At 32.1% G+C, this 26,223-nt stretch carries 27 protein-coding genes; all 27 read left to right on the forward strand.

The genetic code is table 11. The features are described 5' to 3' along the window. The first annotated feature begins 622 nt into the window (after window positions 1-622). Window positions 623-1,618 (forward strand): hypothetical protein, encoded by a 996-nt coding sequence (locus GQR94_RS07840; RefSeq protein ID WP_158974966.1) that lies wholly within the window; start codon window positions 623-625, stop codon window positions 1,616-1,618. Window positions 1,619-1,838: 220 nt separating this feature from the next. After that, complete coding sequence (locus tag GQR94_RS07845; protein ID WP_158974967.1) at window positions 1,839-2,321, forward strand: hypothetical protein; 483 nt, start codon at window positions 1,839-1,841, stop codon at window positions 2,319-2,321. Between the two features lie 179 nt (window positions 2,322-2,500). Then, window positions 2,501-3,208 carry a hypothetical protein gene (locus GQR94_RS07850; protein WP_158974968.1) on the forward strand — a complete coding sequence of 236 codons (708 nt, stop codon included), beginning with the start codon at window positions 2,501-2,503 and terminating at the stop codon, window positions 3,206-3,208. Window positions 3,209-3,409: 201 nt separating this feature from the next. After that, on the forward strand, window positions 3,410-3,991 hold the full coding sequence (locus GQR94_RS07855; protein WP_158974969.1) for a DUF1287 domain-containing protein: 582 nt from the start codon (window positions 3,410-3,412) through the stop codon (window positions 3,989-3,991). 146 nt (window positions 3,992-4,137) lie between these two features. Continuing rightward, window positions 4,138-4,494, forward strand: a complete 357-nt coding sequence (locus GQR94_RS07860) for a hypothetical protein (RefSeq protein WP_158974970.1) — start codon at window positions 4,138-4,140, stop codon at window positions 4,492-4,494. A 106-nt stretch (window positions 4,495-4,600) separates the two neighbouring features. Then, a complete protein-coding gene (locus GQR94_RS07865; protein ID WP_158974971.1) occupies window positions 4,601-5,065 on the forward strand; it encodes a hypothetical protein in 465 nt (154 codons plus the stop codon). Between the two features lie 203 nt (window positions 5,066-5,268). Further along, window positions 5,269-6,333, forward strand: a complete 1,065-nt coding sequence (locus GQR94_RS22445) for a tetratricopeptide repeat protein (RefSeq protein WP_199271549.1) — start codon at window positions 5,269-5,271, stop codon at window positions 6,331-6,333. 41 nt (window positions 6,334-6,374) lie between these two features. Further along, complete coding sequence (locus GQR94_RS07875; RefSeq protein WP_158974972.1) at window positions 6,375-6,947, forward strand: hypothetical protein; 573 nt, start codon at window positions 6,375-6,377, stop codon at window positions 6,945-6,947. Next, on the forward strand, window positions 6,944-7,168 hold the full coding sequence (locus GQR94_RS07880) for a hypothetical protein (RefSeq protein WP_158974973.1): 225 nt from the start codon (window positions 6,944-6,946) through the stop codon (window positions 7,166-7,168). Before GQR94_RS07875 ends, GQR94_RS07880 begins: the two co-directional genes overlap by 4 nt. Window positions 7,169-7,291: 123 nt before the next feature. Beyond that, entirely contained in the window at window positions 7,292-7,855 is a 564-nt protein-coding gene (locus tag GQR94_RS07885; RefSeq protein WP_158974974.1) for an NADPH-dependent FMN reductase, read from the forward strand. Window positions 7,856-8,034: 179 nt separating this feature from the next. Further along, on the forward strand, window positions 8,035-9,348 hold the full coding sequence (locus tag GQR94_RS07890; RefSeq protein ID WP_158974975.1) for a hypothetical protein: 1,314 nt from the start codon (window positions 8,035-8,037) through the stop codon (window positions 9,346-9,348). A 328-nt stretch (window positions 9,349-9,676) separates the two neighbouring features. Next, window positions 9,677-10,384: a HEAT repeat domain-containing protein gene (locus GQR94_RS07895; protein ID WP_158974976.1), complete on the forward strand. Its 708-nt coding sequence runs from the start codon at window positions 9,677-9,679 to the stop codon at window positions 10,382-10,384. A 524-nt stretch (window positions 10,385-10,908) separates the two neighbouring features. Further along, window positions 10,909-11,319, forward strand: coding sequence for a hypothetical protein (locus tag GQR94_RS07900; RefSeq protein WP_158974977.1), 411 nt, complete (start codon window positions 10,909-10,911; stop codon window positions 11,317-11,319). Between the two features lie 101 nt (window positions 11,320-11,420). Beyond that, window positions 11,421-11,690 (forward strand): hypothetical protein, encoded by a 270-nt coding sequence (locus GQR94_RS07905; RefSeq protein WP_158974978.1) that lies wholly within the window; start codon window positions 11,421-11,423, stop codon window positions 11,688-11,690. A 517-nt stretch (window positions 11,691-12,207) separates the two neighbouring features. Beyond that, window positions 12,208-13,413: a retropepsin-like aspartic protease gene (locus GQR94_RS07910; RefSeq protein ID WP_158974979.1), complete on the forward strand. Its 1,206-nt coding sequence runs from the start codon at window positions 12,208-12,210 to the stop codon at window positions 13,411-13,413. A 108-nt stretch (window positions 13,414-13,521) separates the two neighbouring features. Continuing rightward, window positions 13,522-15,918 carry an erythromycin esterase family protein gene (locus tag GQR94_RS07915; protein ID WP_158974980.1) on the forward strand — a complete coding sequence of 799 codons (2,397 nt, stop codon included), beginning with the start codon at window positions 13,522-13,524 and terminating at the stop codon, window positions 15,916-15,918. Between the two features lie 149 nt (window positions 15,919-16,067). After that, entirely contained in the window at window positions 16,068-16,667 is a 600-nt protein-coding gene (locus tag GQR94_RS07920) for a hypothetical protein (protein WP_158974981.1), read from the forward strand. A 191-nt stretch (window positions 16,668-16,858) separates the two neighbouring features. Then, window positions 16,859-17,443, forward strand: a complete 585-nt coding sequence (locus GQR94_RS07925; RefSeq protein WP_158974982.1) for a hypothetical protein — start codon at window positions 16,859-16,861, stop codon at window positions 17,441-17,443. Window positions 17,444-17,612: 169 nt separating this feature from the next. Further along, window positions 17,613-18,332: a hypothetical protein gene (locus GQR94_RS07930; RefSeq protein ID WP_158974983.1), complete on the forward strand. Its 720-nt coding sequence runs from the start codon at window positions 17,613-17,615 to the stop codon at window positions 18,330-18,332. A 119-nt stretch (window positions 18,333-18,451) separates the two neighbouring features. After that, complete coding sequence (locus tag GQR94_RS22930; protein ID WP_158974984.1) at window positions 18,452-19,045, forward strand: phosphopantetheine-binding protein; 594 nt, start codon at window positions 18,452-18,454, stop codon at window positions 19,043-19,045. Between the two features lie 134 nt (window positions 19,046-19,179). Further along, complete coding sequence (locus GQR94_RS07940; protein ID WP_158974985.1) at window positions 19,180-20,070, forward strand: DUF2268 domain-containing putative Zn-dependent protease; 891 nt, start codon at window positions 19,180-19,182, stop codon at window positions 20,068-20,070. Window positions 20,071-20,233: 163 nt separating this feature from the next. Next, window positions 20,234-21,508, forward strand: coding sequence for a serine hydrolase (locus GQR94_RS07945; RefSeq protein ID WP_158974986.1), 1,275 nt, complete (start codon window positions 20,234-20,236; stop codon window positions 21,506-21,508). A gap of 138 nt (window positions 21,509-21,646) precedes the next feature. Beyond that, window positions 21,647-22,210 carry a cysteine hydrolase family protein gene (locus GQR94_RS07950; RefSeq protein WP_158974987.1) on the forward strand — a complete coding sequence of 188 codons (564 nt, stop codon included), beginning with the start codon at window positions 21,647-21,649 and terminating at the stop codon, window positions 22,208-22,210. A 438-nt stretch (window positions 22,211-22,648) separates the two neighbouring features. Continuing rightward, the gene (locus GQR94_RS07955; protein WP_158974988.1) at window positions 22,649-23,032 is read left to right on the forward strand and encodes a hypothetical protein; all 384 of its coding nucleotides are present in this window, start codon (window positions 22,649-22,651) and stop codon (window positions 23,030-23,032) included. Between the two features lie 284 nt (window positions 23,033-23,316). Next, the gene (locus GQR94_RS07960) at window positions 23,317-24,021 is read left to right on the forward strand and encodes a hypothetical protein (RefSeq protein ID WP_158974989.1); all 705 of its coding nucleotides are present in this window, start codon (window positions 23,317-23,319) and stop codon (window positions 24,019-24,021) included. 760 nt (window positions 24,022-24,781) lie between these two features. Then, entirely contained in the window at window positions 24,782-24,952 is a 171-nt protein-coding gene (locus GQR94_RS07965) for a hypothetical protein (protein WP_158974990.1), read from the forward strand. A gap of 437 nt (window positions 24,953-25,389) precedes the next feature. After that, a complete protein-coding gene (locus tag GQR94_RS07970) occupies window positions 25,390-26,004 on the forward strand; it encodes a hypothetical protein (RefSeq protein WP_158974991.1) in 615 nt (204 codons plus the stop codon). The last annotated feature ends 219 nt before the right edge of the window (window positions 26,005-26,223 follow it).

Consider the following 26,223-nt stretch of genomic DNA (forward strand, 5'->3'; position numbering starts at 1 on the left):
TTGAAAATTCAACAACCGTTCATGAAAACATCGGGGTTATCAGAAAATGAAATTGTCAGTTCGAGTGGCGCTTGTGTAGTGCTAACGAAATAAGCGTTGTATCGAGAACCCGTGGACATACAAAGGCTTCTCGATACTAATTACTTTTTCGCTAAGGCTCCAAAATAATTCACTCGAAGTGACATCATGATTTCAACAAGGGTTCATGAATATTTTAATAAGCGTACATGAAAACATCGGGGTTATCAGAAAATGAAATTGTCAGTTCGAGTGGCGCTTGTGTAGTGCTAACGAAATAAGCGTTGTATCGAGAACCTTTGAACACACAAAGACTTCTCGATACTAATTACTTTTTCGCTAAGGCTCCAAAATAATTCACTCGAAGTGACATCACGATTTCAACAAGGGTTCATGAATATTTTAATAAGCGTACATGAAAATACCAAGCACATCAAACGAGAACTACAGCTACAATTACAGCGGTAGTGACAACAAGCTCATGTATACTATATTCATTACATTGCATGCGTAAAATATAAGATGAAGGTGTTTCTATAGTTATAGATAAGCGTACTTTTATATATCATAGCCTAGAAGAAAACCTTTAGAACACTCCCTTTTTATGAAAAAAAATAGCCTACTCCTTATTCTATTGCTCTTATTGGTGATACAATCGTGTGCGCGACGAATAGATATAGACCGTAACGGGTATAGCTTATCACATTTTAGAACCATTGAAGAACAGTATACTGGCGGAGAAATTATAGACCCTAGCGTCTATGCGCTTTCGGAAGATTATGATATCATCTCATTTATCAGAAAAGACAACACGGTCCCAGATTTAGATCTCATTGTACGTTATGTATATGCAAAAAAAGACTCGGTGGTTGCAGAAATCAGGTATGAATTGGATACAGACGATACGCATCAAAAGAAAAGCCTAGCATTCCGGAAAGCGCTTGCAGCTCATTTTTTAAACGTAGCGGAAATAACAAGTGCCACCAATACAAAGAAAGCGGAGCATGGCACATTTGACGCTCAAACCACTATTAATGATGCTGATGACTATTACAAAGCAATCTACTGGACAGAAGAGCGTGTAAACACCACACTAGTCTTGCAAATGTCTAACACTCTACAACCAGAAACAAACACCTACCCCAACCATAAAGTTCATGTCACCTACCAACTAGTATCAGAGCACAACACCATGCCGAAGAGCAGCCTTATTGGCCGTAAGGAAGTGAAAAATCAAGCTTCAAAAACACCAAAATTTAGCAACACCACTACAATACCCTTACTGCCTGGATGTATAAACACGCCCACAGAAGACTGCTTTTTAACTACCATAAATAATAAAGTGTTGGCACTCGCTAAACAAAAAGGGGTAGCCTTAGTAGCAGACACTCTTATTATTGGTGTTCGGGTAAACCAAGAGGGCGTCCCATCATTATTCAGAACCAAAAGTACCAACCCTGAACTACCCGAAATATGTAAAACGGTTATCGCTTCGCTTACCAACGTTGAACCCTCCTATAGTAGTGATAATGAAGCTTATGTGACCTCCTCATATTCTTGGTATATTATTTTTAAAGACGATGAAATTCTAATTCAATAATACATAGTAAACGGCATAAATTGATGCTCCTCACTAGTTGCCCTGCAATTATTGCGTAAAACAAGCGCTATAATTGTGTATTTTGGACACTAATTGAGAATAAAGGTGCTACGAATAAAAAGGCCACGAATTAATTAACTTTGACATACTGATATCAGTATGTTAAGCCAATTGCAAAAAATAAATTAACGTACTATATATATTAAAAAACAAAATTAATATGCTAAAAAAGTTTACCACAAAACTTTACCCATTACTCTTATGTACTGTATTCTCAACATGCGCTCAAACACCTAAAAAAGATTATTATGGAAATGGACAAATAAAAGAAGAAGGACAAAATATTCAAGGTAAAAAAGAAGGTTTATGGAAAGAATTTCATGAAAATGGAAAACTCTTGTATGACTCAAACGCTAACAAAAAAGTAGAGATGGTTTTAGAAAACGGTGCGGAATTTTTAATTGTTGGAAAACCGACAGGAGCAAATTTTAATACTGAAAATATTGATGACCAAAAATTTATGATTATTGGACCCGGAATTATGGCAAATAGTGCCCACAAAGGTGATTTCCGATTTACAATAACACCAATTAAGAAATCTCTTGTAGAAGGAAATTTAGAAATTAAAGTAGTTGAGCGCATTGAAAACGGAAAGGATTTTACTCATACATTTTTAGTACCCGTTAAAACAACAACGGATTAATAACCAATAGTTTTAAAGAACTGAGGCAAAAAACAGCACTTTCCTTTATGAAATAGATAGACCCTAGCCTCTAAAGGAATAATTAATGTGCTAAAATATTCTTACGTTGCTATTTTTGTTCTTTTTGTCAAACGCTAAAAAATAACAGCATACTAATTTAAGAACCCTAAAGCCATCAAATGAAAACCAGTCTACTTACATTTTTTATGCTTTTTTTGATAGGGTGCAAAGACCACCAAAAAAGCACACAAGAAAAAAATAAAACTCCTATAGATACTTTAACTGAAAACAAAATAGGTAGTAAAATAGCTCCAATAATTTTAGAGAACGAAAAAGCAACTGTGAATTATGATACCGACTTTTCTGATTGGAAAATTGATGAAATAGATCTAGCTCCATATAGTTTTTTAAATAGAAAAAATGATACGCTAAGATTAACTGCCAGAGATACTATCATTTTATTAGTGAATGAGTATTATGATGAGCTTAAAGAAAATTACGGGGCTTCAAGTTTTTCTGTTGCGCATGTTTACCCCAACTATAATATTGTTGAATTACAAGCTACGGCATACGAATACTCCTATCATATTTTAGCCGACTTAAATACAGGAGACACCATTTTTTCATACGGACAACCAATGTTTTCTAATAATGGCAAGTACATCTTTACCTCAAATGTTGACCTAGAAATTGGTTATGATGACAATGGGTATCAATTAATAACAGTAGATTCATTAGGTTTTAATACTCTAAAAACGGTAACGTTAGAAGGTTGGGGTATTCAAAAAGCTTCTTGGATTAGCGCAGATAGTATTGCCTTTTCAAAGGTTACTTTAAATGAAAATTATGAACTGAATTCAGAAAACAAAAAGATGAAACTAAAATAGGAGCGCTAAAACTAAAAACTTTTTACTAAATTTAAAGGGCTATGTACTTCTATGATGACGTTACAGCTACTAGATTTAGCTTTAAACAAGAAAAAAGAAACTAAGCTGTAAACAGGAAACAAGCTTCAGCTGCGCACAAAGACGTAACCAAAAAATTTCCTTACCTCTGGCACTATATTTAGCTGAAACCTTAGCTCCTCTATGAAAAAAATATTTCTAGTCCTATTATTTTTTAGTTTCAATCTTTGTTTATCTCAAGCATTAATTAAGAAAATTGAGCTATCTGAGGCTGCTATTGAATTAACAAAACAAGAGGTAACGTATGACCCAAGTTACTTCTCTATTGATTATCCAAATGGAGATGTACCAAGTGATAAAGGAGTTTGTACAGATGTAATTATTCGTGCGTATAGAAAAGTTGGAGTAGATTTGCAGAAAGAAGTTCATGTAGATATGAAATCTAATTTTAGCGCTTATCCAAAACTATGGGGATTAAAAACCACCGATAGAAATATTGACCACCGTAGAGTTCCTAATTTAATGACCTACTTTAAAAGAAAAGGTGCCGAAAAGCCAATTTCGGACAAAGCAGATGACTATGTAGCTGGTGATATTGTTTGTTGGAATCTAAGTGGTTCACTAACTCATATCGGAATTGTAGTGGATAAAAAATCAAAAGACGGAAAGCGTAATTTAATCGTTCATAATATTGGCAGAGGACAAGTGTTACAAGATTGTCTTTTTGATTATAAAATTATTGGTCATTACCGATATGAAAACTAATACCCTAATAAATGTACTATCCATTTCCCTGTAAAAGGGGTAGTACTTAAACATTAATAGATGGAAATTTGTAGGTAATCTAAGCTATGGCTACTACATAAAACAGGCATACAAAAAGTAGTTTAACCCCTATAAATAGATCTAAAATGAACACAAGCCTTCTAGAAATCACTTATTTTGCTTTACCATTGGTTATCATGGGGTTCTTGTTAAAGTACATATTCAAATTAGATGTTACTATTTTATTGCCTTCAGCTATTATGTTCTTGCTGTTTGTAGTATTAACAGTTTGCTCACCACTTACCCCAAAGAAATTTGAAACGGAATTATTCACCCTATTTTGTATTCTAGAAGTAGTGGCTTTAGTCGTTGGTATTGTTTTATTATCTAAGACACAAATAGTATGGAAACACTTTTTTATTTCCTTGTCTTTTCAACTCTTTTATTGGATCTTACTTTTCTATTTTGGAGGCATACGATTTACCCACAAGTTCGGCGCCTAAGTGACATGCCTCTTAGGCTACTTTTTTTTAAAGTTGAATAGTTTATCTTTAATTTGTAGCAACAAAAGCATAGTAAGCATTTATACGAGCTACATTAAACAGCTTTATGGCCGCAAAAAAACTATTTTTTTTAATGCTAGGCATTATGGTAATTATGATCATCATAATAAACCTAACGATAAATACCTCAATTTCAAATACTGATAGCATAACGAAAGTCTATTTTACAAATTTGGAGTTAGAAGTGAGCGGAACAATTTGTGCTGTGGAAGAACAAACGGATACTCACAAATACCTTATTACCCTAAATACTAGGAACTATAGCAAACCAAGCCCTTTAGGCGTAAATTTTTGTGTCATAAAAGGCGATGTAGCCATTTTTGCAGACCATCATGATGGGTATAAAATTGGAGACACCATACGCATAGGAGAAAATAAAATAGACCTCATAAAATGCATAGCGGCAGACGGGACGACTAAGTTTATAAAAAAACGAAGCAATGCTATGTTGTTTACCGTGGCATCACCCAATAAACGAATGAAACAATTGATAGCACTCGGGTGTCAGTAGGTCTTGGGTATGCTTCCTATACCCGTAATTAAAGATTTACAGAAAACTAACGCGCTTAATTTAAATTAGTGCACAGCCACTCTACATTAAAAAAATAAAACGTAGCTTGAGGTTAATTGAATTGAAGAAACCATAAAATACCGGAGCGGTTGACATAAACTATAACCATACTAATTAACCCAAATCCATAATTAAAAATCATCATGAAGCCTATCCTATTTCTTTTTGTAAGCATCTTTTTTAATAGCTGCGCTGGTACAGATTGTCCCGAAGACCTCAATATCTTACCTAAATATGGGAACGTTAAAAAATGCGCAGAACAGCTGCGTATCGACGCTCAATTTCTACAAGAATGTGACCAAATTTATCCAAGCAGAGCCGTTGCTGCCGTACATCATATTGATTTGGCTTGGGACTTATATGATGCTAAGCAGAGAGATGAAGCTATGAAACGTTTTAATCAGGCTTGGTTATTAGATAAAAGCAATGCCGATATATACTGGGGCTATGGAAATTTAACAGGACAACGTGGACACTTTGAGGAGTCTCTCGCTTTTTTTGATGCGTCTATCCATTTAAATTCCCAAAACGCAAAAGTTTGGGAATCGAGAGCCGTAAGTTATTGTCAACTATTTTTTAAAACAAAAGAAGTAGAAACATTAGAAAAGGGAATCAGTTGTTACCAAGAATCCTTGACTATTAATCCTAAAAATGCAACCATTTATGCGCAATTAGCCGGTGCCTATAACTATTTTATGCAAAAAGATAGTTTAGCTAAATATATCCAACTGACAGATGAAATAGATCCTACGTTAATAAGGCCCGAACTGCGAAAACAAGGGCGTAAAAATAATCCAACAACGATGAAAATTGAACCTGAAGATTTATTAACGGATGTATTGTGGAGTTTTAGAACCGACAAATTTGATAGCCTAGAACTCTTTTCTAAAGCACTTCTTGAATACAATACCCGTATAAAACCAAATAGCAGTATAGACATTGATAGGATATTTAATCGCTCTAAAGAAATAACGGTTGGGTATATGTTTTGGGGAGAAGATGAAGACGGTGAGGAAGACCAATTTGAAGAAAGCTTTGTTGTAAAGACGACTAATAGTAAGGGGTTTTCTTTAAAAGAATTTCTTTATAAAGTTCATAATGAAATCTGTGAGCAAATGGAAGATGAAGATAATGTGTTTTTTGAAGGATTAATGCCTCACGATGATGGAACTGAAAGACCTTTTTATCTTATAAATCAAGGAGGCTAACCCGCTAAGACTAACGCACATTCTAACTATAACAAAAGGCTTTGAAAAAAATAAAACCTGTTCTTACCCTTAATAAAATTGGAACTTTTAGATGCTATGGAGGTATCGCTCTAGGCATTGGATATGGCCTTTTGGTAAATTTTTGGTTTAGACTTTTAGATAAGGGATTATTTTTAGTGTTGGATTTGACAACTAACAATGTCACTTCAATGGCACAATTTTCTGCAAATAGCTATACTAATTTTTTAATAGCCTTGACATCATCGTCTCTTGGTTTTTGTTATACCATGTATTTTTGGACGAGTAAGCCAACCTATGAAAATAGAAAAGCAACCTTTAAAAATAGGATTGCAAATGCAAATTCCATTTTCGTATTTATGTTAGTTCTTTTTGTTTTTACAAAATTTTTAACCTTCAACACGCCCCTAAGGTTTGATGGTTTTGGAATAGACTTAAAATCTAGTTATGACTATTATCCTTTTTTCTTGCCTGTATTTATTTTCCTTTTTAATTGGTCAATTATTTCCCGAAATTATAAATCAGGGAAATTTATATTATGCAGCGCTGGTTTGGTACTTGCTTATGGCATACTGTTGTCTGGAATAAAAACATGAATAAAGGCCAATTTCATCTTGAAATTACGAAGATGTCTAAGGTTTTATATGCATCTCCTTTTAGATTATTGCGCATCCTTTTTCTGTTGTTTATAACTTCTTTTTGCTTTCATAAAACCATCGGTATTGGGTATTCTGTTTTTGCGGTTGCATGTTTATTAATCGCAGCAATCATGTATTTAAATTGGAATAAGCTGGTGTTGAGAAAAGTTGATGAATAAGTGTATAATTTAGTGGTTCTAATAACTATAAGAGTTTTGCCCCTTGAAGTTTGCTCCCAATTGCCCGCTCATAGCATTACTAGCAAACAAACCTTTTAAACAAACTATTTTAAGACTACTTGAATGACTAAAAAGAAAAACATAATCGGAATTTGTGGAAGTGCGAGTCCAAGTTCTGCCAACCTATCAATCCTCAACTGGATAGCAAATGCTGAAAAGGCAAATTTTAATCTGGAGCTAGTAGAAGATTTAACCCAATTACCACATTTTAATACAGCACTGACCGACGAAAATGTACCGGAACAGATTGTGGCCTTTCGGGCTAAAATTGCTCATGCAGACGGAATTATTATTTGTACCCCAGAATATATCTTCAGTATTCCTAGTGGTTTAAAAAACATGATAGAATGGTGCGTTTCAACAACTGTTTTCATAGATAAGCCTGTTGGACTTATCACTGCTTCTGCAAGTGGCTTAAAAGGGCACGCAGAGCTTAAATTAATCATGGAGACAATCCAAACAAAATTTATAGACCAAACAACGCTCCTCATTCAAGGAGTGAAAGGAAAAGTTAGTAAAGATGGAAAAATAATGGATAAGCAAACAGAAGAAGAATTGAACCTATTTATAGATGCCTTTGAAAAGTGGACGCAAAAACTAAGCTTCGAAAATAGGTTTAAATCATAGTACATTGCATGAGCAAACTGAAATTTCTATACTTATTAACCAAGCCTGGCAATTCTAAATTTTTCAGCTTTTCTAATCAAAATATTTATATTTAGGGAAATAAGAAACTGAAACAAAATGCTTATCACCTGCCTTACGTTTCTGCTCCTAACCATACCTTTAACCAACCTTTTGATACCATGAAAAAATTAGTTTTTGTTTTTCTTCCTTTGCTATTCCTCGTATTTGCCTGTTCAAAAAAATCTTCGGAAGTAGAGGAACCCATCGAGGAAGAAATTATAACACAAGAAAATGAGACCTACTTTACCTTAAACGTTCCTGAAACTAAATTTTCTGATACCACTGAAGCTTGGGTTGTACTTCATGATCCCAATAACAATAATGTTTTGGATTACCAGCGTTTAACAAATGGAACCACCTACACTTTTGAAAAACTCAAATCCGATTTCTTTATTGCTTCCAATATTAGTTTATTAAGCATAGCAACAGACAACGGCAATACTAGCCTCTATATTTCTACCTATACTCTTATTGACAATGGTACAGAATGGACCTTAGACAGTCCTACCGCACCGGAATTTACACCTAGAGAAAATCCAACTGGAGCACTAGTGATCAAAGCAAACAATTTAATTTCACCGGCTTCCTATAATGTATCCAATTCCTTTGGACCCACGCTTTCAGGAGGCGCGAGTATCTCTACAGTAGACCAACAAACCGCTCTATCTTTTGATAATGTCCTTCTTTTTAATGATAATCGTTATTTACTTTCTCTTTTTGACGCTAATGGCGAAGGGAAATATATGTTTTTAGATGATTTAACAGATGGCCAAATTGTTACTCTTGACAATACACAACTAAAAACATTTGACCAAACGGTACCCGTATATATTCCTGAAGGAGGTGAATATTACTCATCCGTATTTGGCTATAATCAAGGGCAGGAATATAGCCAAGGAAATGGATATATTTTAAATTTGATTTTTCCTTTTGACAATGAAAAAATAACCTCTGGGACTCTAAATCTAGGATATTTAAATACTTTAGATCGGTATATCACAACGTTTAACTATACTAAGGATAAGTTTAACTATAGCTATAAAAAATATGGCGAAATCCCAACAAGAATCTATATCGGATATCCTGAAGAATGGAATGTAGAGGTAACAAATGAATCCATACATAATTTTCAATTTAGTGGCCCTTCAACTAATTTATTTTACACGCAAAGCCATCATTGGCAAACAAGTTCCGGGACTAAAGATGTGGACTATTCTGAAGTACATTGGGCTGTAATTCATAGGGGTGATCATTACCCTTTTAGTTATCAATTGCCCGATGAAATTTTGGAGGCCTATCCAAATTTAGATATCAATGGTGTAGCGTATAAAAGAAGCATCTTTTATTTAGATCGTCAATCCGCCACGGCTAAATATGTTGATCCTAATTCTGACATATTACTTGATTCTGAAACTGTTCGCATAGAAAATTAAAGACTAATTACTATGTAGTAGTGCATCCGACTTTGAGCAATTCAGAACAAAACAGTTATAATATTGAACACACACGATTAGGTGGTTTTAAAGTATGTAGTTCAACAATTAAATAAACTACTATAATAAAATACCTACTTCTGCGAAAAACTGTAGTGTAGCCAATTCTTTTTATTTTAGTAGCTACGGGAGATTGCAAATCTCTCCCATATGAAAATTAAAACTATATACTTACGTATAGCTGTACATTTCCAGCAATTAGAAAAATGCATCGTCCTGAAATAAGTTAACTAACTTACTATCCTAATAAAAAAACTAGCATTTAGTAATGAAAACATTAGAGGAATATAAAATTTGGTTAAAAAAAATTCAACGTAATAATGAATTAGACCATCTTGAATTTGTTTGGGAACTTATGAGAAGTCCTTTCATTGAATTTCACTATTCTCTAATTATAGATAACGGATTAAATAACGAATTCAGTCGTGATTTAAAATCTAGATTTAATGAACATATAGAAGCAGAAGACTTTCTTATTGGAAAATTAATAAATAATCAAGATATAGAATTTCATTCCGAAATAATTTATTTGTTAGGTAAAATAAACAAAAAGCACAAAGCCAAAATTTTGGAGTATGCAAAAAAATTAGCTGAAGACCAAAATAGTTACACTCGTGAAAAAGCAATTATTGTTTTAGGTTGGATTGGAAAGAGTGCTGAAACTAAAATTTTAGAAAAACATCTACTTGAAGATAAAAATGAAAAATGTAGAGCATGGAGTGCTTCATCTTTTATGCAAATGTGGTTTAATAGAAAAAGCGTAAAAACTAAAGCTTATCGAGCATTTGAAAAAGCCCTACTAAGTGAAACAGACCCTTTTGTTATTTCCGTAATTTTAAATGCAATAAGGACTATAGGAAAAACGAAACTCGGAATTTCTCAAACCTCATTGGATGAATTAAATATTACTCAAATTAATATTGGTAAAGAGAAAGCAATACGGCACATCGAAAAAACACTTAAATCTAAAAAATAACTGCAGGTATTAAAACCTATAAACAATACGAGCTTCGGGCAAAACCGAAAGGTTATTGTGTTTTTATAAGGTCACAAAATCTCAGACTTAGCTTTAATAGAATAAAGAAAACCTGCATCGCCGGCAGACAGGCAAAAGAAAAACTCCAGTTACTATACTCTTGGCGCTTAAACCTAAGCTTACCTCCTAAGGGATCTTAGCTATAACACACATTCTTGTCATTATCTCTTAGAACCACTATAGTATTTAAAATACCTGATTATGTAGCTCTAAAGTGCGTATTTCAACGATTAAATAATCTATACTAAGCAAAATACTCGCACTTCTACAGAAAACCGCAGCGCAACCAATTCTTTTTATGCTACTTTAGTAGCTATGCGAGATTACAAATCACCGCCATATGAAAAATTAAAACTATATACTCACGTATATCCATACGTTCTAAGTAATTAAAAGAGAATCTCCTGCTTAAATATAAAATACCATTCGAGAAAAAAATTTTCATTGAGCAGACGAAACTGAGTTTGCCATATATTTATTCAATTGAATATAAAAAAATTAAAAACACGGCAATTTTTACATTGTCATTTTTAAGTGCAGGAATAATTATTCTCCATTTTGGAAGTGAATTAAATACTCTATTCTTTACCGTTGGAATATTTAGGATATTTATTCTAAACAAGAAAATTATAAAAAATAGACACATAAGAGCGACCCGGGAATTAACGGAAAATGGTGAAATAATATCATTTGGGATTTTTAAGCTTGCAAATAATTGTCTGAGGTTTTCAAATGACTATTCTTGTACTTGGCTTTTTTGGAAAGACTTCAAAAAATATAAAGTTAAGAATGCCAACTTATTGTTAGTTCCAAAATTATTTAAGGAAGATATTTTTGTAATTAGCGAATCTGAAGTGGACAAGAATGATTTTTAAAAAATATTAAACTTTCTTGAAGATAAGATAAATTAACTACTCATCTCTTTGTAAGAAAAACTTGAGAAAAAAATGAAATATTTAACTAAACGCTCACAATAATGGCACATGGAAGTTTGTCGCAATTTAAAGCGACTTTAGCAAGAAAAATTGAACGCGACCAAAAGAGACAATCGAGAGCTGTTAGAAATTCAGACTATAAAGATTCTGATGAAAAACCAGAATATAACTTTCCAGAATTGACAGAAAAAGAATTGGAAAAAGTAAAAAGTGATATTCGTAAAAAATTGAAAGCTGATAGAAAAAAAGAATATATCTATATTTCAATTGCTTTTGTTGTCATTGTTGTTTTAGTTTTAGTGATTATTTAGAGTGAAATTAACTACCTACAACAATGGTAACCGATGCACAAGTCTATAATTCGCAAAATAACGACTACAATAACCGCCTTAAAAAGGCGGTTATTTTTTTTAGCTTAGTAAATGATAAGGTAATTTTAAAGTACTTACATGTGAGCTTATTGAATCGTTACTATACTTATTAATCAATGCATGTAAAACCCTTCTAATACCGAAAATACCCGATTGTTGAGTCTTAATGTATGTAGTTCAACAATTAAATAAACTACTATAATAAAATACCTACTTCTACCAAAAACAGTTGCATAGCCAGCACCTAGTATTCTACGCTAGTAGCTACGAAAGCTTGCAACACTCCTCCCATAAAAAAAATAGTACATACTTAAGTATCGCTATACGTTATAAACCATAGCGAAAAAAAATTCAACCTTCAGGCAACCATCTCAAAAAAATTTACGTCTATCTAATTAGCGGTACAAAACTATATCTGCCCATTACTAAAAAACCAAGACATAAATAAACACTCCTTATGAAATTAAAAAAAATTATTTATCCCCTTATCGCAATCATACTATTATTATCAAGCTGCGCAGGTTCAAATATTGACAAAGTATTAAAGCAAGGGAAGGTACTACAAGAAGATTTCAAAACTACCATACCCTTTACATACGTAAATGGTTGGATTGTTATAGAAGTGGAAATTGAAAATAAAGCGTATAATTTTATTTTAGACACAGGTCATTCAAACTTAATAACCACAGAATTAGCAGCAGAACTCAATAGTAAGGTTCTAGGTACTGAAAAAATGAGCGATGTTAACAATACCCAGAATACAACCAAGTATACGAAAATTGATAATATCAAAATAGGCAATATTGATTTTCAAAATACTATTTCGTCCATAGTTGATCTCAATAGTAATATGAAATCAGTACGTTGTAGTGATATTGACGGACTAATTGGTTCCAATTTAATGAGAAAAGCAGTTTGGGATTTTGATTTTAAAAATCAGTTAATAACAATAGCAAATAGCGAAAAGCAATTAGATATTCCGACTGAAACTATAGATTCTAAACTCTATATTGGAGCGGCAGGAGTACCTGCGGTTACCTTGGAAATTAATGGGGAGAAAGTACTAAATCATACGGTCGATTTTGGAAATGGTGGAGCAAATCTATTGAGAACAAAGATTTTTCAAGAGCAATTAGATGCTAATCTAATAAAAAAGTATGTAAAGGGTAGTCAAAAAGCTTCTGGCGGATTTGGTCTTACTGAAACACAAACGTTTCATCATACAATTATCGAGGAATTAAAAATAGGTAATCATACTGTCAATAATATATTTACTCGGGTACGTAATGGATCTGCCAATAACTTAGGGTTAGCGTTCTTTCAAAACTATAGAGTAATCTTAAACTGGAAAAAGAAAAAAATGAAAATGATAGAAATTACCAAGGCAGGTAATGACGTTTTTAAAACCTATGGATTTTCAACACTTTTTGAAGAAAACGTTCGCGTAAATGCAATTGTTGAGACTTCTAGTGCATCTAAATTTTTAAAGAATGGGGATAAAATATTGCGTATAAATGATACCAATTATGCAAACATTACAGAAAATCAATATTGTGATTTAGCTAATGACGATTTTAATAACCAAACAGGCCCATTATTCATTACAATCTTTAGAGATGGTAAAGAACTTAGGTTTGAATTAATAAAAACAGAATTACTTTAAATAATCTAAAAATAACTCATGCTCTGATTAACCTGCCCAGCATTTATTGTTACCAATAATGTAACCAAGCATCTAAGAATTAATTAAAATTTTAATAGCACCCTACAAATGAAAAACATTTTAACTCTAATTTTTTGTCTTTTTTTGACAATCGGCTCTTCACAAAAATTAAAGACACTAGAACTTCTTCCGCCAGAATCAACAGAACTTAAAGATTTATCATTTCTAAAAGATGAATTAAAGGAAAAACAACTGATAATGCTAGGCGAACAAACGCACATGTATGGAAATATTTTTGAGATGAAAGCAAGAATAGTAGAATATCTTCATCAAGAGCTAGGGTTTACCACCATAGCGATGGAATCTTCTATGTATGACATTTGGAAAATGAATAAAAGTGAATTTAATCCCGATGAATTTAATAACGCTATTTATGGAGTTTGGTCTAGTGCACTTGAGTTTCAGAGATTGGTAAATTACATCGATAAAAATAATTTAAAGGTAATTGGTTTTGATTCTCAAGTAATTAGTCCTTCTCAATTTATAGAAGACTTTTATGAGTATTGCGAAAGTCAACATATACCTTTTAAATTAGATGAGGATGATTTAGGTATTGTAATAGAAGGTATTTTAGAAAATTATACTGTTGAGGAAGATGACATTACATATGAAAATTACGAAAAAGAGCTTACTAGAATTCTAGCGCAAATAGAAAAGTTAAAAGACAACCAAACTAATTACTATTGGAAACAATTTACAAAAAATCTTTTAGCCAGTTCGCAAGACGCATATTATAATAAAGAGCAAATTATGGCAACAGATCTTGGTAACAAAGATCATAATATCCGAGATAAGCAAATGGCCGATAATTTGTTGAGCTATATAAAAAGGAATCCGAATGAAAAAATTATTTGCTGGGCAGATAACATCCATATTATAAATGATAATTCAAGCATAACAAAACCGATTGCAAAAGATTTTATTTCTATGGGTTCCTACATTCATACAGCGTTAAAAGACAAGTCATATAGTTTAGCAACCATACACGCAAATGATTCACTATTTGAATCCAGAATAAAAAAATGGGCATTAACCCCAATAAAAAGCAATTCTTTTGAAAGTGAATTAAGTGGTTTAGGTAAGCCGTATCTATTTATAAGCTCAAACCAAGAGAAAATGCATTCCTTACAGGAAACCAGATTATTAAATTTTATCGATTTCACAACAGCACGGTTAGATCAATTACATGATGGTTATATCTTTTTTCAAAACGCAACCCTACCCAAACGACAAGCCACAACAGATAGCTTAATAGTTTCTGATGAACAAGCAGAATTAGCTAAAAGTATTGCGCAAATTGAAGTAGATGCAAATGTTATACTTAAAGGTCAGGTACTAGACAAGGAAAGCAACGAACCAATACCATTTGCAACCATAATTTTAAAAAAGGAAGAAATTTATCGTGTAGCAGACGAAAATGGATTTTATGAATTACCAGTAAAAAAAACAATGCTACAAAACTCATCGGTTGTTATTTCATCAATGGGTTATGATTCAAATACAATTACCGTAAAAGAATTAAAGGATAAAAGTTATTTAAAACCGAAGTTTGAAGAATTATCTGAAGTTGTCATAACTGGATATTTATTGCCGAAGACCGTATTGAAGAAAGCGGTTTTAAACAAGAAACTAAATCACCCCACAGCACCATTTAATTTTCACAGGTATGGTAATGTTTTAGTAAATAAAAATGACACTACCAAATTGGATTTAGAGTTAATAACTAAAGACTATGATGCTGGTTATTTATCTCCTTTTGTTATATCACAAAGAGTAGAACAAATTAAATGGAATAAAAATAGTACTCCTAAAAAGTATAAATTATCATCTCAATTTTTCTCATATAGACAAAATGCGATTCGTTACTCCAATATTCTAGATAAGCGAAAGTATAAGAAATTTGAACTAAAATTTGTAAAGTCCAATAACAGTAATGACGACGGAGTATATATAATAGCATTCGAAACAGCAAGGAATAAATGGAATTATACGAACCGAGGATATCCTACAAAATATTCTGGAAGAGTTTATATTGATAAAGAAAATTTTGCTATTGTAAAAGTGATTGAAAACTGGGAAACTAGACTAAACAAGGTAGAGATTGAAAAATATTATAAAGGATATGAAAATTATAAAAATATTGTTCAAATGACCATTAAGGAAGAAAATATTTGTGATTATACAGCTATTTTAGATACTGGCAAATTGTATGCTACAAGATATTTTAATAGGTCCTACGAGGAATACACGTATAATCATGGTAAAACTAAAAATAACGTTTATGAACGCGATTCCTATTTGTTTGACTTTGAGTTAAAGAATGTAGAAGAAATTGAATATTATGAAAATAACAATAAAAAAGAAAATTCATTAAATAGGGTTAACTATGATAAAGCTTTTTGGGATTCATTTTACAAGCGCGAAATAAGTAAGCAATTGGAATAAAAACTAAAGGCAACACCCTATATAAAAAATTGCTATTTTTAGGACAACCAATGGCAGTTGCTTTGTTTCTAGCTTCTAATTTTCCTTAGGAAAATCCTCGCACACAAACCCGCAACTATTCTTGTACGTAAACGTTATACTATTAAGTTATGAAAAAAATATTTACCCTGCTTTTAATATGTGCATGCAACATTCATATTGGATTTGCTCAAGCGTCTAAAAGTGACGTAATAAATTTTATTCAAACCGAATTAAATACTGGGGACCATATATTTAAAATGATGACCAACCAGAAAAATCCAAGACAATATGCAGAACCTCTGTTGGTAGATGAAAACGGGAAAATACTGGATTCCAAATTTAATATGGATCAAAAGGAAGACGAACCAATCTTGGAATTCAAGTCCGCAGGTGCTATTAAACTAAAAATTGAGTCCAAAGATTCATTATTCATAATAAGACCAATGGAGAATAGTTACTGCCCATTAATTAAAATAGACTTAAAATCAACAACTGTATTTATCAATGACTATATCTTAAAGGATGTAAAGGAAGTTTCTGTAAAAAATACAACCAATGTATTCGAAAGTGAATGGAATGGGTATCAATGGTGGTCTGATGTTTCAGGTAAATCTTCTAAAGTCAAACCTAAACTTACCATTGGTAGAATTAAAGAAAATAATAAATTATATATTGAAATCTTGTGGGTAGAAAATGACAAAAAAATGCATTACCGACTTTTGGAGTAAAAGAACAGATCTTATAGCACTAGCTATCATACAGATAATATACCGCTTCTCCAAGAAACAATAGTGTAGCCATTACTATTTTTTCTACTTTAGTAACTGCAAGAGATTGCAAAGCTCCCCATTTATTAAAAATAGTTACTTACGTATCTCCGTACGTTAGCTTTAATATTAAAAAAACCTTGCTGACTTCAATGAAATTAACACAAACTATTGGTTCTCAAAAAAAAGAATTTGAGCTAATTAACGATACCGAATTACGGATTAAAGAAAAGTTTTTACTGAGTTCAAAGGAGAGAACTGTTGACATAGAAACCATTGGTCATCAAAAAACAATAGAAACGCATTCTAGAAAAGGATTAAAAATTATTGGCGGTTTTTTCATCCTAATAACAATACTTTGCTTGTACTTATTTCTTTTTCCAGAGAATCCTAACGAGGATTTAGATGGATTTATTTGGGGTGGATTATTTATGATGGTTCTTAGCTTAATTTGTTTTAAAGCCCCAATGGACAATAAATTAACATTGAGCGGTGGATATGTCCACTTAAATTTCTTCTTGGATTCCCCTTCAAAAAAAGAAGTAGAAATATTTGTGGACAATCTGATAAAGATATCAAAAGAAAAAATAAAAGAAAAATATTCAAGAATTGACACGGACATACCTGAAGATACATTTATGAACCAATTAAATTGGTTGCTCATCAATAAATTAATTAGCGAAAGTGAATATTATGAAAAGAAAAACGAATATAAAACATCTAAACTGATGCGATAAATACTAAAGCTAACAACACTTATAAACAATATGGGCTTCGGGCTTACCTTCCTACCGGAAGGCAGGCAGGCAAAATTAAAAGTTTTGGCTAAGTGCTTAATCTAAAGTTCACTACTTTTAATTCCCGTATCAAACATACGAGTCGAGACGTTAACTGAAATTACTAAAAATGTTCGAATTTAAACACAAAATTGAATTTCAAGATTCCTACACTATAGAGTTGTTTGGCCAAGACTATTTTGGTGATAAAAGCACTTTTTGGAATTCTCATCAAACTAGATTAAAAAATGTTTGTGATAAAGTATGTATGACAGGATTTCCAATAAAAATATCCGATTTGCAATTTAATAAACATCAAGTTATCAAAGACAAAAATGAATTTGATATTTGGCTTAATAAGAATCAGCCTTTTGAATGTAAATGTTCAGATAAAAATGATATTAAAAAGAGAATATTCAATTTTAAAGAAAATAAAAGAGTCTTGAATGTATTGAAATTAAACATTGAAAAAGAAATGTATTTCAAAACAGGAAAAGATGCTGGAAGTGGATTTGATTCTGGCAGTCAAACTTTTTTTTACGAATATGGTAAATTACTACCTGAAAAAACAAAAGTGACATTAAGTACTTCTAACCTATTAATAAATTCAGATAGCGGTGAGGTTTTTGCATTTCAATTTGGACAATTTACGTTTCTATTAAAATGTAACTATTTGAATTTAGACTTTGACAAGTCATACACAACATTAAAAGGAAACGCTGTAGATGGAAAAGTTGATTTTACGGAATTAGGAAATGATTGGGCTATAGTAGATGTAAATTTTGAAGGTGATGAACATCAATATTTTTTGGATGCATATAATCTAACATTGAGGAAGAAAAGCAGTTAATACGGCACAAAAAATATAAAAGCAAATATTTATATTTAACTAAGCAATAAACCGAAGCGATAGTCCTTATCACCTGCCCTACGTTTCATGCTCTTAATGAACATTTAGCAAAACCGAGAATGGGATTAGATTCAGTCGAATTAGTTGTGTCAGTAGAAGACAAATTTGGAATTAGAATTCCTGATGATGAATGCGAAAAAATTTTTACTGTTCAAGATTTCGCCGATTCTGTTTTTAAAAGGATTTCAATAAATCCGACCGAAAAGTGTCTAAAGCAACTAATATTTTATCGTATTAGAAAAGCATACCAAACGTTAGATTTTGAGAAAGTAATTATACAACCTGATACTAAAATATCGGAATTATTCACTCAGTTGGAACTAAAAACAAATTGGAAAAAAATAGAAACTGAACTCGGGCTAAAATTACCGGAATTAGTTGCTCTTGATTTTAATCCAAATTTAGATTCTCATGTCAAAATTTTGGGAATTAGAACCATAAAACGAACTTTACCCATATCGAAAGGAACAATTAGACAGTTAATCGATTGGACTATATCATTGAACTTTGATGCTATAATTGACATTCAAAGTATTACCGACAAATATGAAATAGAAAGAATTATTTCGGGAATAATAAGTGAAAATATGGGGATTCCCATAAGCGAAATTGAATTAAAACATTCGATTACAAATGATTTAGGAATTGACTAAGAAAAAACCCGCCTCGCCGGCAGGCAGGCAAAATAAAAAGATTTCGCTATGTGAGTGGCGGAAAGTAAACGCTAGTTTGCTTCCGTGCTGTTCATAACTAAACCGTTACCAGCAAGCTTGAAAACACAATTGCAATGTATAAAACAGTAATATTACTTTTCACAGTATTAAGTCTGACAAAAGTAGTTGGACAAGAGATAAATTTCCCAAAAGATCCACAAGAAGCGATATTTGAGACTTTAGATATTCAAAATTTTTGGAAAGCTTTTGATACTATAGAAAGCTCAGATGAAAACCCTTTCAAGACTTATATCCAAAACGGAACAATTGGACTTCAAGATTTTATTCCCTATAGAATAATTAGCGCAGACTCTTTACTAAATATGGTAAATAAACGCAGACAAGATTATGAAAAAATCAGAGGTATTGCTGTAAAAATTAAAGAAGAAGAAAGAAAGATTAAACCATACTTTTATGCATTGGAATATTGGTATCCAGATGCTGTTTATCCACCAGTTTATTTTGTTATAGGGCGCTTTAATAGTGCAGGAACTAGATCCAAAGACGGTTTACTAATTGGAGCCGAAAAACTTACAACTTTAGACCATCTTCCTGGATTGATAATTCACGAATCCATACATTTCCAACAAAAAAGGCTCAAAGGTGGAGAAACAAATTTACTGCAACTGTCTATCATTGAAGGGGCGGCAGATTTTATCGCAGAACTAGTCACAGGGCAAAAGGGAAATAAAGAAGCAAACAACTACGGAAATGAGCACAATGAAGAGTTATGCAATGAGTTTGTGGAAAAAATGAATGGAAACGATATGCAGGATTGGCTTTATGGAACTAGTAAAAAAGATGATAGACCCAATGATTTGGGATATTGGATAGGCTACGAAATTGTGAAGGCATATTTCAATAAATCAAAAGACAAGAAATTAGCTGTGAATCATATTTTAAATATTGAAGATTATGACCGGTTTTTAAAAGACAGCGGATATTTGGAAGAATATATGAAATAAAGCCAGCAGGTAGCACCTTATATAAAAAATTGCTAGTTTGGTCTAAATTTAAAGGCCGTTGCACGTTTGCTACGTCTGATTTACCTTTGGAAAATTCGCGCACACAAACCCGCAACTATTCTTGTACGTAAACGTCGGCAACAAGTTTAAAAAAATAAAATAAATGAAAAACCTTCTACCTCTGCTTCTAATAATTGCATTACTCATTTCCTGCAAACAAAAAACCAATACGATATCAGAGAAACCAAAAGATTATTCGTCTTTAAAGGACTCGCTAACATCCGATTTGAATATATTAAAAGATAGAAAGAACATTGCCGGATTTTCAACAGCGATAATTAATCAAGACGGAATACTTTACAACAAAGGTTTTGGGTATTCAGAAATTGGAAATCAAAAAGAATATACAGAAAGTACAATTCAGAATATTGCTTCTATTTCAAAGACATTAATTGGCATTTCATTATTCAAAGCCCAAGAAATGGGGAAATTAAATCTTGATGACCCAGTGAACAATTATCTGCCATTCAAAATAGTTAACCCAACTTATCCAAACATTCCTATCACAATTAGGCATTTGGCCACTCATACATCAACCATAATGGACTCGGACAATTTTTGGGAAAACACATACATTCTCAAGAAAACGGACCATTCTAAAAGTGTAAGTGTTTTTGGATATATGAAACCCCCTGATTCTAAAATACCATTAGCAGACTTTCTTAAAAGTTTATTGACTGACAATGGTGAATTATATATTCCCGATAACTTTTCAAAAGAAAAACCCGGTGAAAAATTCAGTTATTCAAATCTTGGTGCCACACTATGTGCGTTGGTTATACAATCTGCAACAAATACATCATACGACAAGTTCACGCAAGAGAATATTTTAAAACCTCTCGAAATGAACAATTCAGGATGGTCAATTAGAGCTGTAGATTCGACAAAAATTTCAAAATTATATGCGAACTATGAAAGTGTATTGGCAGATTATTCTATACTAACATATCCCGACGGTGGACTCTTAACATCAAGTAGTGATTTGAGTAAACTCCTAACCGAATTTATAAAAGGATATGCTGGAAAAGGAACACTATTAAGTAAAGAAAGCTACAAAAAACTGTTTGAAAATCAACTCTCTGAAAGTCAAATGCCTGAAGGTACAGAAGCTAATTTTGGCATATTTTTAGATTTTTCAAAAGGGTTCATGGGAGACAATTTTGAAACAATTGGACATAGTGGAGGTGACCCAGGAGTTGTTACGGGAATGTTTTTCAATCCTAATACTGGACTTGGGCGAATTTTAATATTAAACACGGACTCGGATTTTGATGATAAGGTTATACCTCAATTCAAAGAGATTTGGAGTGCTATGAACACTTACGGGAACAAGCTAAACGGAGAAAAGCCAGTTGCCACCAATGCCCATAGCAAATAGGACAAAAAAGTGTAATTTTAATGGTTTAGTCTTAGTTACTAAGTCCCCCAAATCTGTTGGATTTGGCAATTAAAAAGATAAAACGTTCTTGCGTATATCCGTACGTTGTGGTGCATTCGAAAAAAACATTGTGAATAAATGAAAAACAAAAAAGCCCTTTTAATAATTGATATGCAAAAAGGTTCTTTTACACCTAAAACACCTCGATTTGATGTTGATGGAGTTGTCAAGCGGATGAACGAACTTGCTGAATTATTTCGTAAAGCGGAATCACCTGTAATTTATATCCAGCACGATGGAACTGGGACTGGAGAATTTGAAAAAAACACAATGGAATGGGAATTATTGGACTCTCTAAATGTTAAACCCACAGATATTCTGATAGACAAATATGTAAATGATGTATTTTATAATTCAGAACTTAAATCAAAATTGACGGAACTAAATGTTACCGAATTGTTTATTACAGGATGTGCAACGGATTTTTGTGTGGAGTCTACAATTCAGTCTGCTTTGACAAAAGACTATAATATTACTATCGTTTCTGATGGACACACAACAGGAGAAAGACCACATTTAACGGCTAAAAAAGTGATAGAACATTATAATTGGGTTTGGAAAAATATGATACCGACAAAAGGGAAAATCGATGTGAAGAATCTTGAGGAAATAAAAAGAACGACACCACAACTCTATATATAGCAAATTGGGCGATTAGTCTTTAATCAAAAGGTCATTGTCTATTTGCAAAGTCGCCGAATCTCTTAATGTGGGTTCAAATCAAAAAATAAAACCTGCCTCGCTGGTAGGCAGGCAAAATAAAAACCCCAAGCGCTATACTTGTAGCACTTAAATCTAAGCTTAGCCCTATGGGTTTTTACCCAACAAAACCATTCTCACCATTAGCGAATAAAATCATTAAAATATTGAAAATACCCGCTTATATTGTGCTAAAGTGTGTAATAGAACGATTAAACAACCAATTACAGATAAAATATACCGCTTCTAAGAAAAACGGTACCATAGTCAATTCTTTTACACTACTTTAGTATCTGTAAGAGATTGCAACTTTCCACCCACAAAAAAATAAAAAGACATACTTACGTATACCCGTAGGTTGGCATTCATTAAAAATAAACTATGAAAAAAAAATCAGAAAATGACCTTAATTATATAATTGAAATAATTTTATTTATAATTTTTACAGGTGTTTTATTATTCATATTAGCAAATTCATATATAAAAATTCAACAAGCAGATTTAAATACAGGGTTTCTATTAATGTTTATAAGTATAATACTTAGCATAGTATTTACATTTAGATTTAAAACACATAAAATTTTTAGAATTTTCTTTTGGGGAATGTTTTTTATGCACGTTATTTTTTTTCCTTTAGTTATGGGAGAGAGGTTTTTTAGAAATACAATATCAATGATAATAATATCTTCCACTGAATTAGTTATTATATCAATTTATTTAGGATATTATTTCTTCAAAAGGCAAAAGTTTAAAATTGAACATTAACCATTGAATTACTTTGAGTAATTTGTTAAATTTTGAAAAACAAAAATAACACACAGGGACTTTACGCTAAATATACTAAGAAAAAGGATTTTAGAATATAATATTAGAAAAACTAACAGAGCACTATCTTATTTTTATCCGTTTTCTAAAAAATATATCAAAACTCCTGAACAGGAAACAAAAAAACGAAAGGCAACAAGGTATAAAAAACATACGGCGTTTATAGTAGAAAAAGATAAAACCTACTTGCCATATATTTAACGTTAACTTTTATTTATAAACAAATGAAGCAATATATATATATATATATATATATAATATTAATATTCTTGACATATTCATGCTCATTTAAAAGTGATAAAGTTTTAAATGAACCTACAATACAAAATACCATTAAAGTCTATGACACAATTAAAATCTATGACACTATTAGAAACTATGATACAGTTGTGGATACGATTGAAATTTTTGAAAGAGTTATAGACACAATTAAAATAGCTAAAATTATTAGATTGGATTCTACACATCAAAACAACAACAATAGAATACCAAAAAGATATTACAATCCTAACTCAATTAGTCATGTCAAATTTGAAACTAAATACCAGATTAACGAAACGTCGAATCCCTACTATCTAGAGGAAGATTTTAATAATGATGGTGTTTTAGATATAATAATAACTATCAAAAATATAGAATCTAAAAAAAAGGGGTGGCTTATAATACATGGAAATAGTAATGAAAGTTTTAAGATTTTTGATGGAAAAGGATTAAAAAATCGTGAAGAAATCTGTAGTGATAATTCAGTCAAAAGCTGGAATATTAGTAAATCTAAAATTCATTATCCTGGAGTTGAAGAATATTCTGGTAATGGAGAAAATGGTGAGTTAATAATAGATGTACCGTCAATTTTCATTAAAACTGCATGCGGTTGTGGAATTATATATTGGAATGGTGAAGAGTATGCATATTTTAATCGTTGTGGATAAAACAACAAAAGTTAACAAAGTATAACAGCAATTATGCGGATTCGACTACGTCCGAATCCACTGGTACTTGCTTTAGCCAGTGCCGAACGATATTTACCGCTTGCTTAACCGTAACTGACAGTTATACAAGACCGTTGCCACACATTGCCTACAATAGGTTTAAGCTGCACGGTAAATTGCAAAGTCAGTAGGTTGGCCTAGATCCCTGGCAGGATTATTATTTCCACCGAAAAGAGCGTTAAAAATCAAATGCTGTTTGAGCGATAGCGAGTTCATTTGATTTAGCGAATAAGGATGTGAAATATATCCGAAGGGGCAAGCCTTGATTTTCCCGCCTGCCGGCAGGCAGGTTTGGTTCGTTTTTTTATCAAGAAAAAAATGAACAGGTACCCAGAACTTGTAAAAATAAACTCCAGTCACTACACTCGTAGCGCACAACCCTAAGCTTATCCTCCATGGGTTTTACCTAATATAATCCAAATGATTATCATTATCTCTTAAAAACGTTTTAGTGTTGAAAATACCCGATTACGTAGTGCTAATATGTGCATTTCAACGATTAGACAACCTATGATAAGTAAAATATCCTCATTTCTGCAGAAAACTGCAACAGAACCAATTCTTTTTATGCTATTTTAGTAGCTACGGGAGATTGCTATTCTCCGCCATATGAAAAATTAAAAGTATATACTTGCGTATATCCGTACGTTGTAAAAAATGCTAAACAAGATTATAGAATATTTAAAAAGATAAAAACCTTATGAAATCAGTAAAACCATACCTAGCTATTCTTGGAGGGTTCGCCCTTTCTTATATTCCGAATAATTATATGAGCGAAGAATATGAAAACATTGCTTTTTACATAGTTGTTGCAATAGTAATTATTGGCATTGTATGGAGTATCTCTCAAAAGAAAAAAATAGATGGCTAGTTTTATTCTTAAAATTAGTCCAAAGACAGAATTTAAAATGGTTGCGTGAAAAACTGTTTCACAAGATAGATTTACAAGCTATAACCAGATGAAATTCTCACTCAAACGTAACCGTGACATAGATGGAATTACCAAGCCTTGTGTAGATGGTATTCTAAATTGAACGTAAGTGGTGGGTGAAAATACTATCGGTATGTAAGCAGTATTCTAGAGAAACACTTTTTACAACAAAACCTAAACGTAATGCGGACTTTAGGGCTATAACCAAAGGTCTGTGTATATTTATAATGTCGCTAAATCTTATGGATTTAGCTTTGGACAAGAAAAATAAAACTAAACAATAAGCTTTAGCTTCGTGCGCAGACGGAAACGAAAAGTTTCCGTACTCCCGCACTACGCTTAGCTCAGTCGTTACCACACATTACAAAAAAGAAAAAATGGGAATATTTGACATCTTCAAAAAAGAGAAATCAAACTCAAACTCTACAACTGAAAATGGAATTTTAGGACCGACTTTTCTTGAAGAAAATATTGAACATATTTCTAACCCAAGGGAATTACATTCTCACGAGTGGAGACGTAAACTTAAATCAAAAAATGGTGAAACATTTTTCGAAATTAAGTATTATGGACAACTTCACTCTGACTATAAAAACTTAATCGTAGGAACTGACTTTGCTCCTGCTAAAATTATTGCGGTTAATATAAGTAACAAAAGTGAATACTTATTATTTGACGGATGCAAACACGGATATAATGCTATGTTTTGTGACAAATATTCTGACGAACAAATAAATAATAGAATTCCCGACAAAATATACAATGACGAAAAAGGAAATAGCAAATTCGAATTGATTATTTCAACTTATAACGGAATTGATTATGAAGACGAATATAGAGACGAAGTTGACTCAAATGGAGAAATAGAATTAATTAACGGACAAAAAGTTGACTTTGAAAAAGTAAAACGGAACGGATTTGACACTTTACAAATCTGGACTATTAATAAAAATGGAAATAAAATAGAAATAGTCTCAGAGGAATTAGCTTAAAAACGCGTGGTAACACTATATATAGCAAATTGGGCATTCAGTGGTTTCCGAAAGTTCAGAGCCATTTACAAACACCGCCAAATCTCTTAATTTGGCAATTAAAAAGAAAAAGATAAAACCTACTTGCGTATATCCGTACGTTGTATGTCATTGTGAAAATCAAATTATGGGATTAGATTTAGCTTAGTTTAGCCCCTAATAAGTTCGGAGTGATCTTTT

It is taken from the genome of Cellulophaga sp. L1A9 (assembly GCF_009797025.1).
Lineage (GTDB): Bacteria > Bacteroidota > Bacteroidia > Flavobacteriales > Flavobacteriaceae > Cellulophaga.

Coding starts and splice junctions, on each gene's coding strand:
- GQR94_RS07840 (WP_158974966.1), top strand. CDS start 623: ATGAAAAAAAATAGCCTACTCCTTATTCTATTGCTCTTATTGGTGATA.
- GQR94_RS07845 (WP_158974967.1), top strand. CDS start 1,839: ATGCTAAAAAAGTTTACCACAAAACTTTACCCATTACTCTTATGTACT.
- GQR94_RS07850 (WP_158974968.1), top strand. CDS start 2,501: ATGAAAACCAGTCTACTTACATTTTTTATGCTTTTTTTGATAGGGTGC.
- GQR94_RS07855 (WP_158974969.1), top strand. CDS start 3,410: ATGAAAAAAATATTTCTAGTCCTATTATTTTTTAGTTTCAATCTTTGT.
- GQR94_RS07860 (WP_158974970.1), top strand. CDS start 4,138: ATGAACACAAGCCTTCTAGAAATCACTTATTTTGCTTTACCATTGGTT.
- GQR94_RS07865 (WP_158974971.1), top strand. CDS start 4,601: ATGGCCGCAAAAAAACTATTTTTTTTAATGCTAGGCATTATGGTAATT.
- GQR94_RS22445 (WP_199271549.1), top strand. CDS start 5,269: ATGAAGCCTATCCTATTTCTTTTTGTAAGCATCTTTTTTAATAGCTGC.
- GQR94_RS07880 (WP_158974973.1), top strand. CDS start 6,944: ATGAATAAAGGCCAATTTCATCTTGAAATTACGAAGATGTCTAAGGTT.
- GQR94_RS07885 (WP_158974974.1), top strand. CDS start 7,292: ATGACTAAAAAGAAAAACATAATCGGAATTTGTGGAAGTGCGAGTCCA.
- GQR94_RS07890 (WP_158974975.1), top strand. CDS start 8,035: ATGAAAAAATTAGTTTTTGTTTTTCTTCCTTTGCTATTCCTCGTATTT.
- GQR94_RS07895 (WP_158974976.1), top strand. CDS start 9,677: ATGAAAACATTAGAGGAATATAAAATTTGGTTAAAAAAAATTCAACGT.
- GQR94_RS07905 (WP_158974978.1), top strand. CDS start 11,421: ATGGCACATGGAAGTTTGTCGCAATTTAAAGCGACTTTAGCAAGAAAA.
- GQR94_RS07910 (WP_158974979.1), top strand. CDS start 12,208: ATGAAATTAAAAAAAATTATTTATCCCCTTATCGCAATCATACTATTA.
- GQR94_RS07915 (WP_158974980.1), top strand. CDS start 13,522: ATGAAAAACATTTTAACTCTAATTTTTTGTCTTTTTTTGACAATCGGC.
- GQR94_RS07920 (WP_158974981.1), top strand. CDS start 16,068: ATGAAAAAAATATTTACCCTGCTTTTAATATGTGCATGCAACATTCAT.
- GQR94_RS07925 (WP_158974982.1), top strand. CDS start 16,859: ATGAAATTAACACAAACTATTGGTTCTCAAAAAAAAGAATTTGAGCTA.
- GQR94_RS07930 (WP_158974983.1), top strand. CDS start 17,613: ATGTTCGAATTTAAACACAAAATTGAATTTCAAGATTCCTACACTATA.
- GQR94_RS22930 (WP_158974984.1), top strand. CDS start 18,452: ATGGGATTAGATTCAGTCGAATTAGTTGTGTCAGTAGAAGACAAATTT.
- GQR94_RS07940 (WP_158974985.1), top strand. CDS start 19,180: ATGTATAAAACAGTAATATTACTTTTCACAGTATTAAGTCTGACAAAA.
- GQR94_RS07945 (WP_158974986.1), top strand. CDS start 20,234: ATGAAAAACCTTCTACCTCTGCTTCTAATAATTGCATTACTCATTTCC.
- GQR94_RS07950 (WP_158974987.1), top strand. CDS start 21,647: ATGAAAAACAAAAAAGCCCTTTTAATAATTGATATGCAAAAAGGTTCT.
- GQR94_RS07955 (WP_158974988.1), top strand. CDS start 22,649: ATGAAAAAAAAATCAGAAAATGACCTTAATTATATAATTGAAATAATT.
- GQR94_RS07960 (WP_158974989.1), top strand. CDS start 23,317: ATGAAGCAATATATATATATATATATATATATAATATTAATATTCTTG.
- GQR94_RS07965 (WP_158974990.1), top strand. CDS start 24,782: ATGAAATCAGTAAAACCATACCTAGCTATTCTTGGAGGGTTCGCCCTT.
- GQR94_RS07970 (WP_158974991.1), top strand. CDS start 25,390: ATGGGAATATTTGACATCTTCAAAAAAGAGAAATCAAACTCAAACTCT.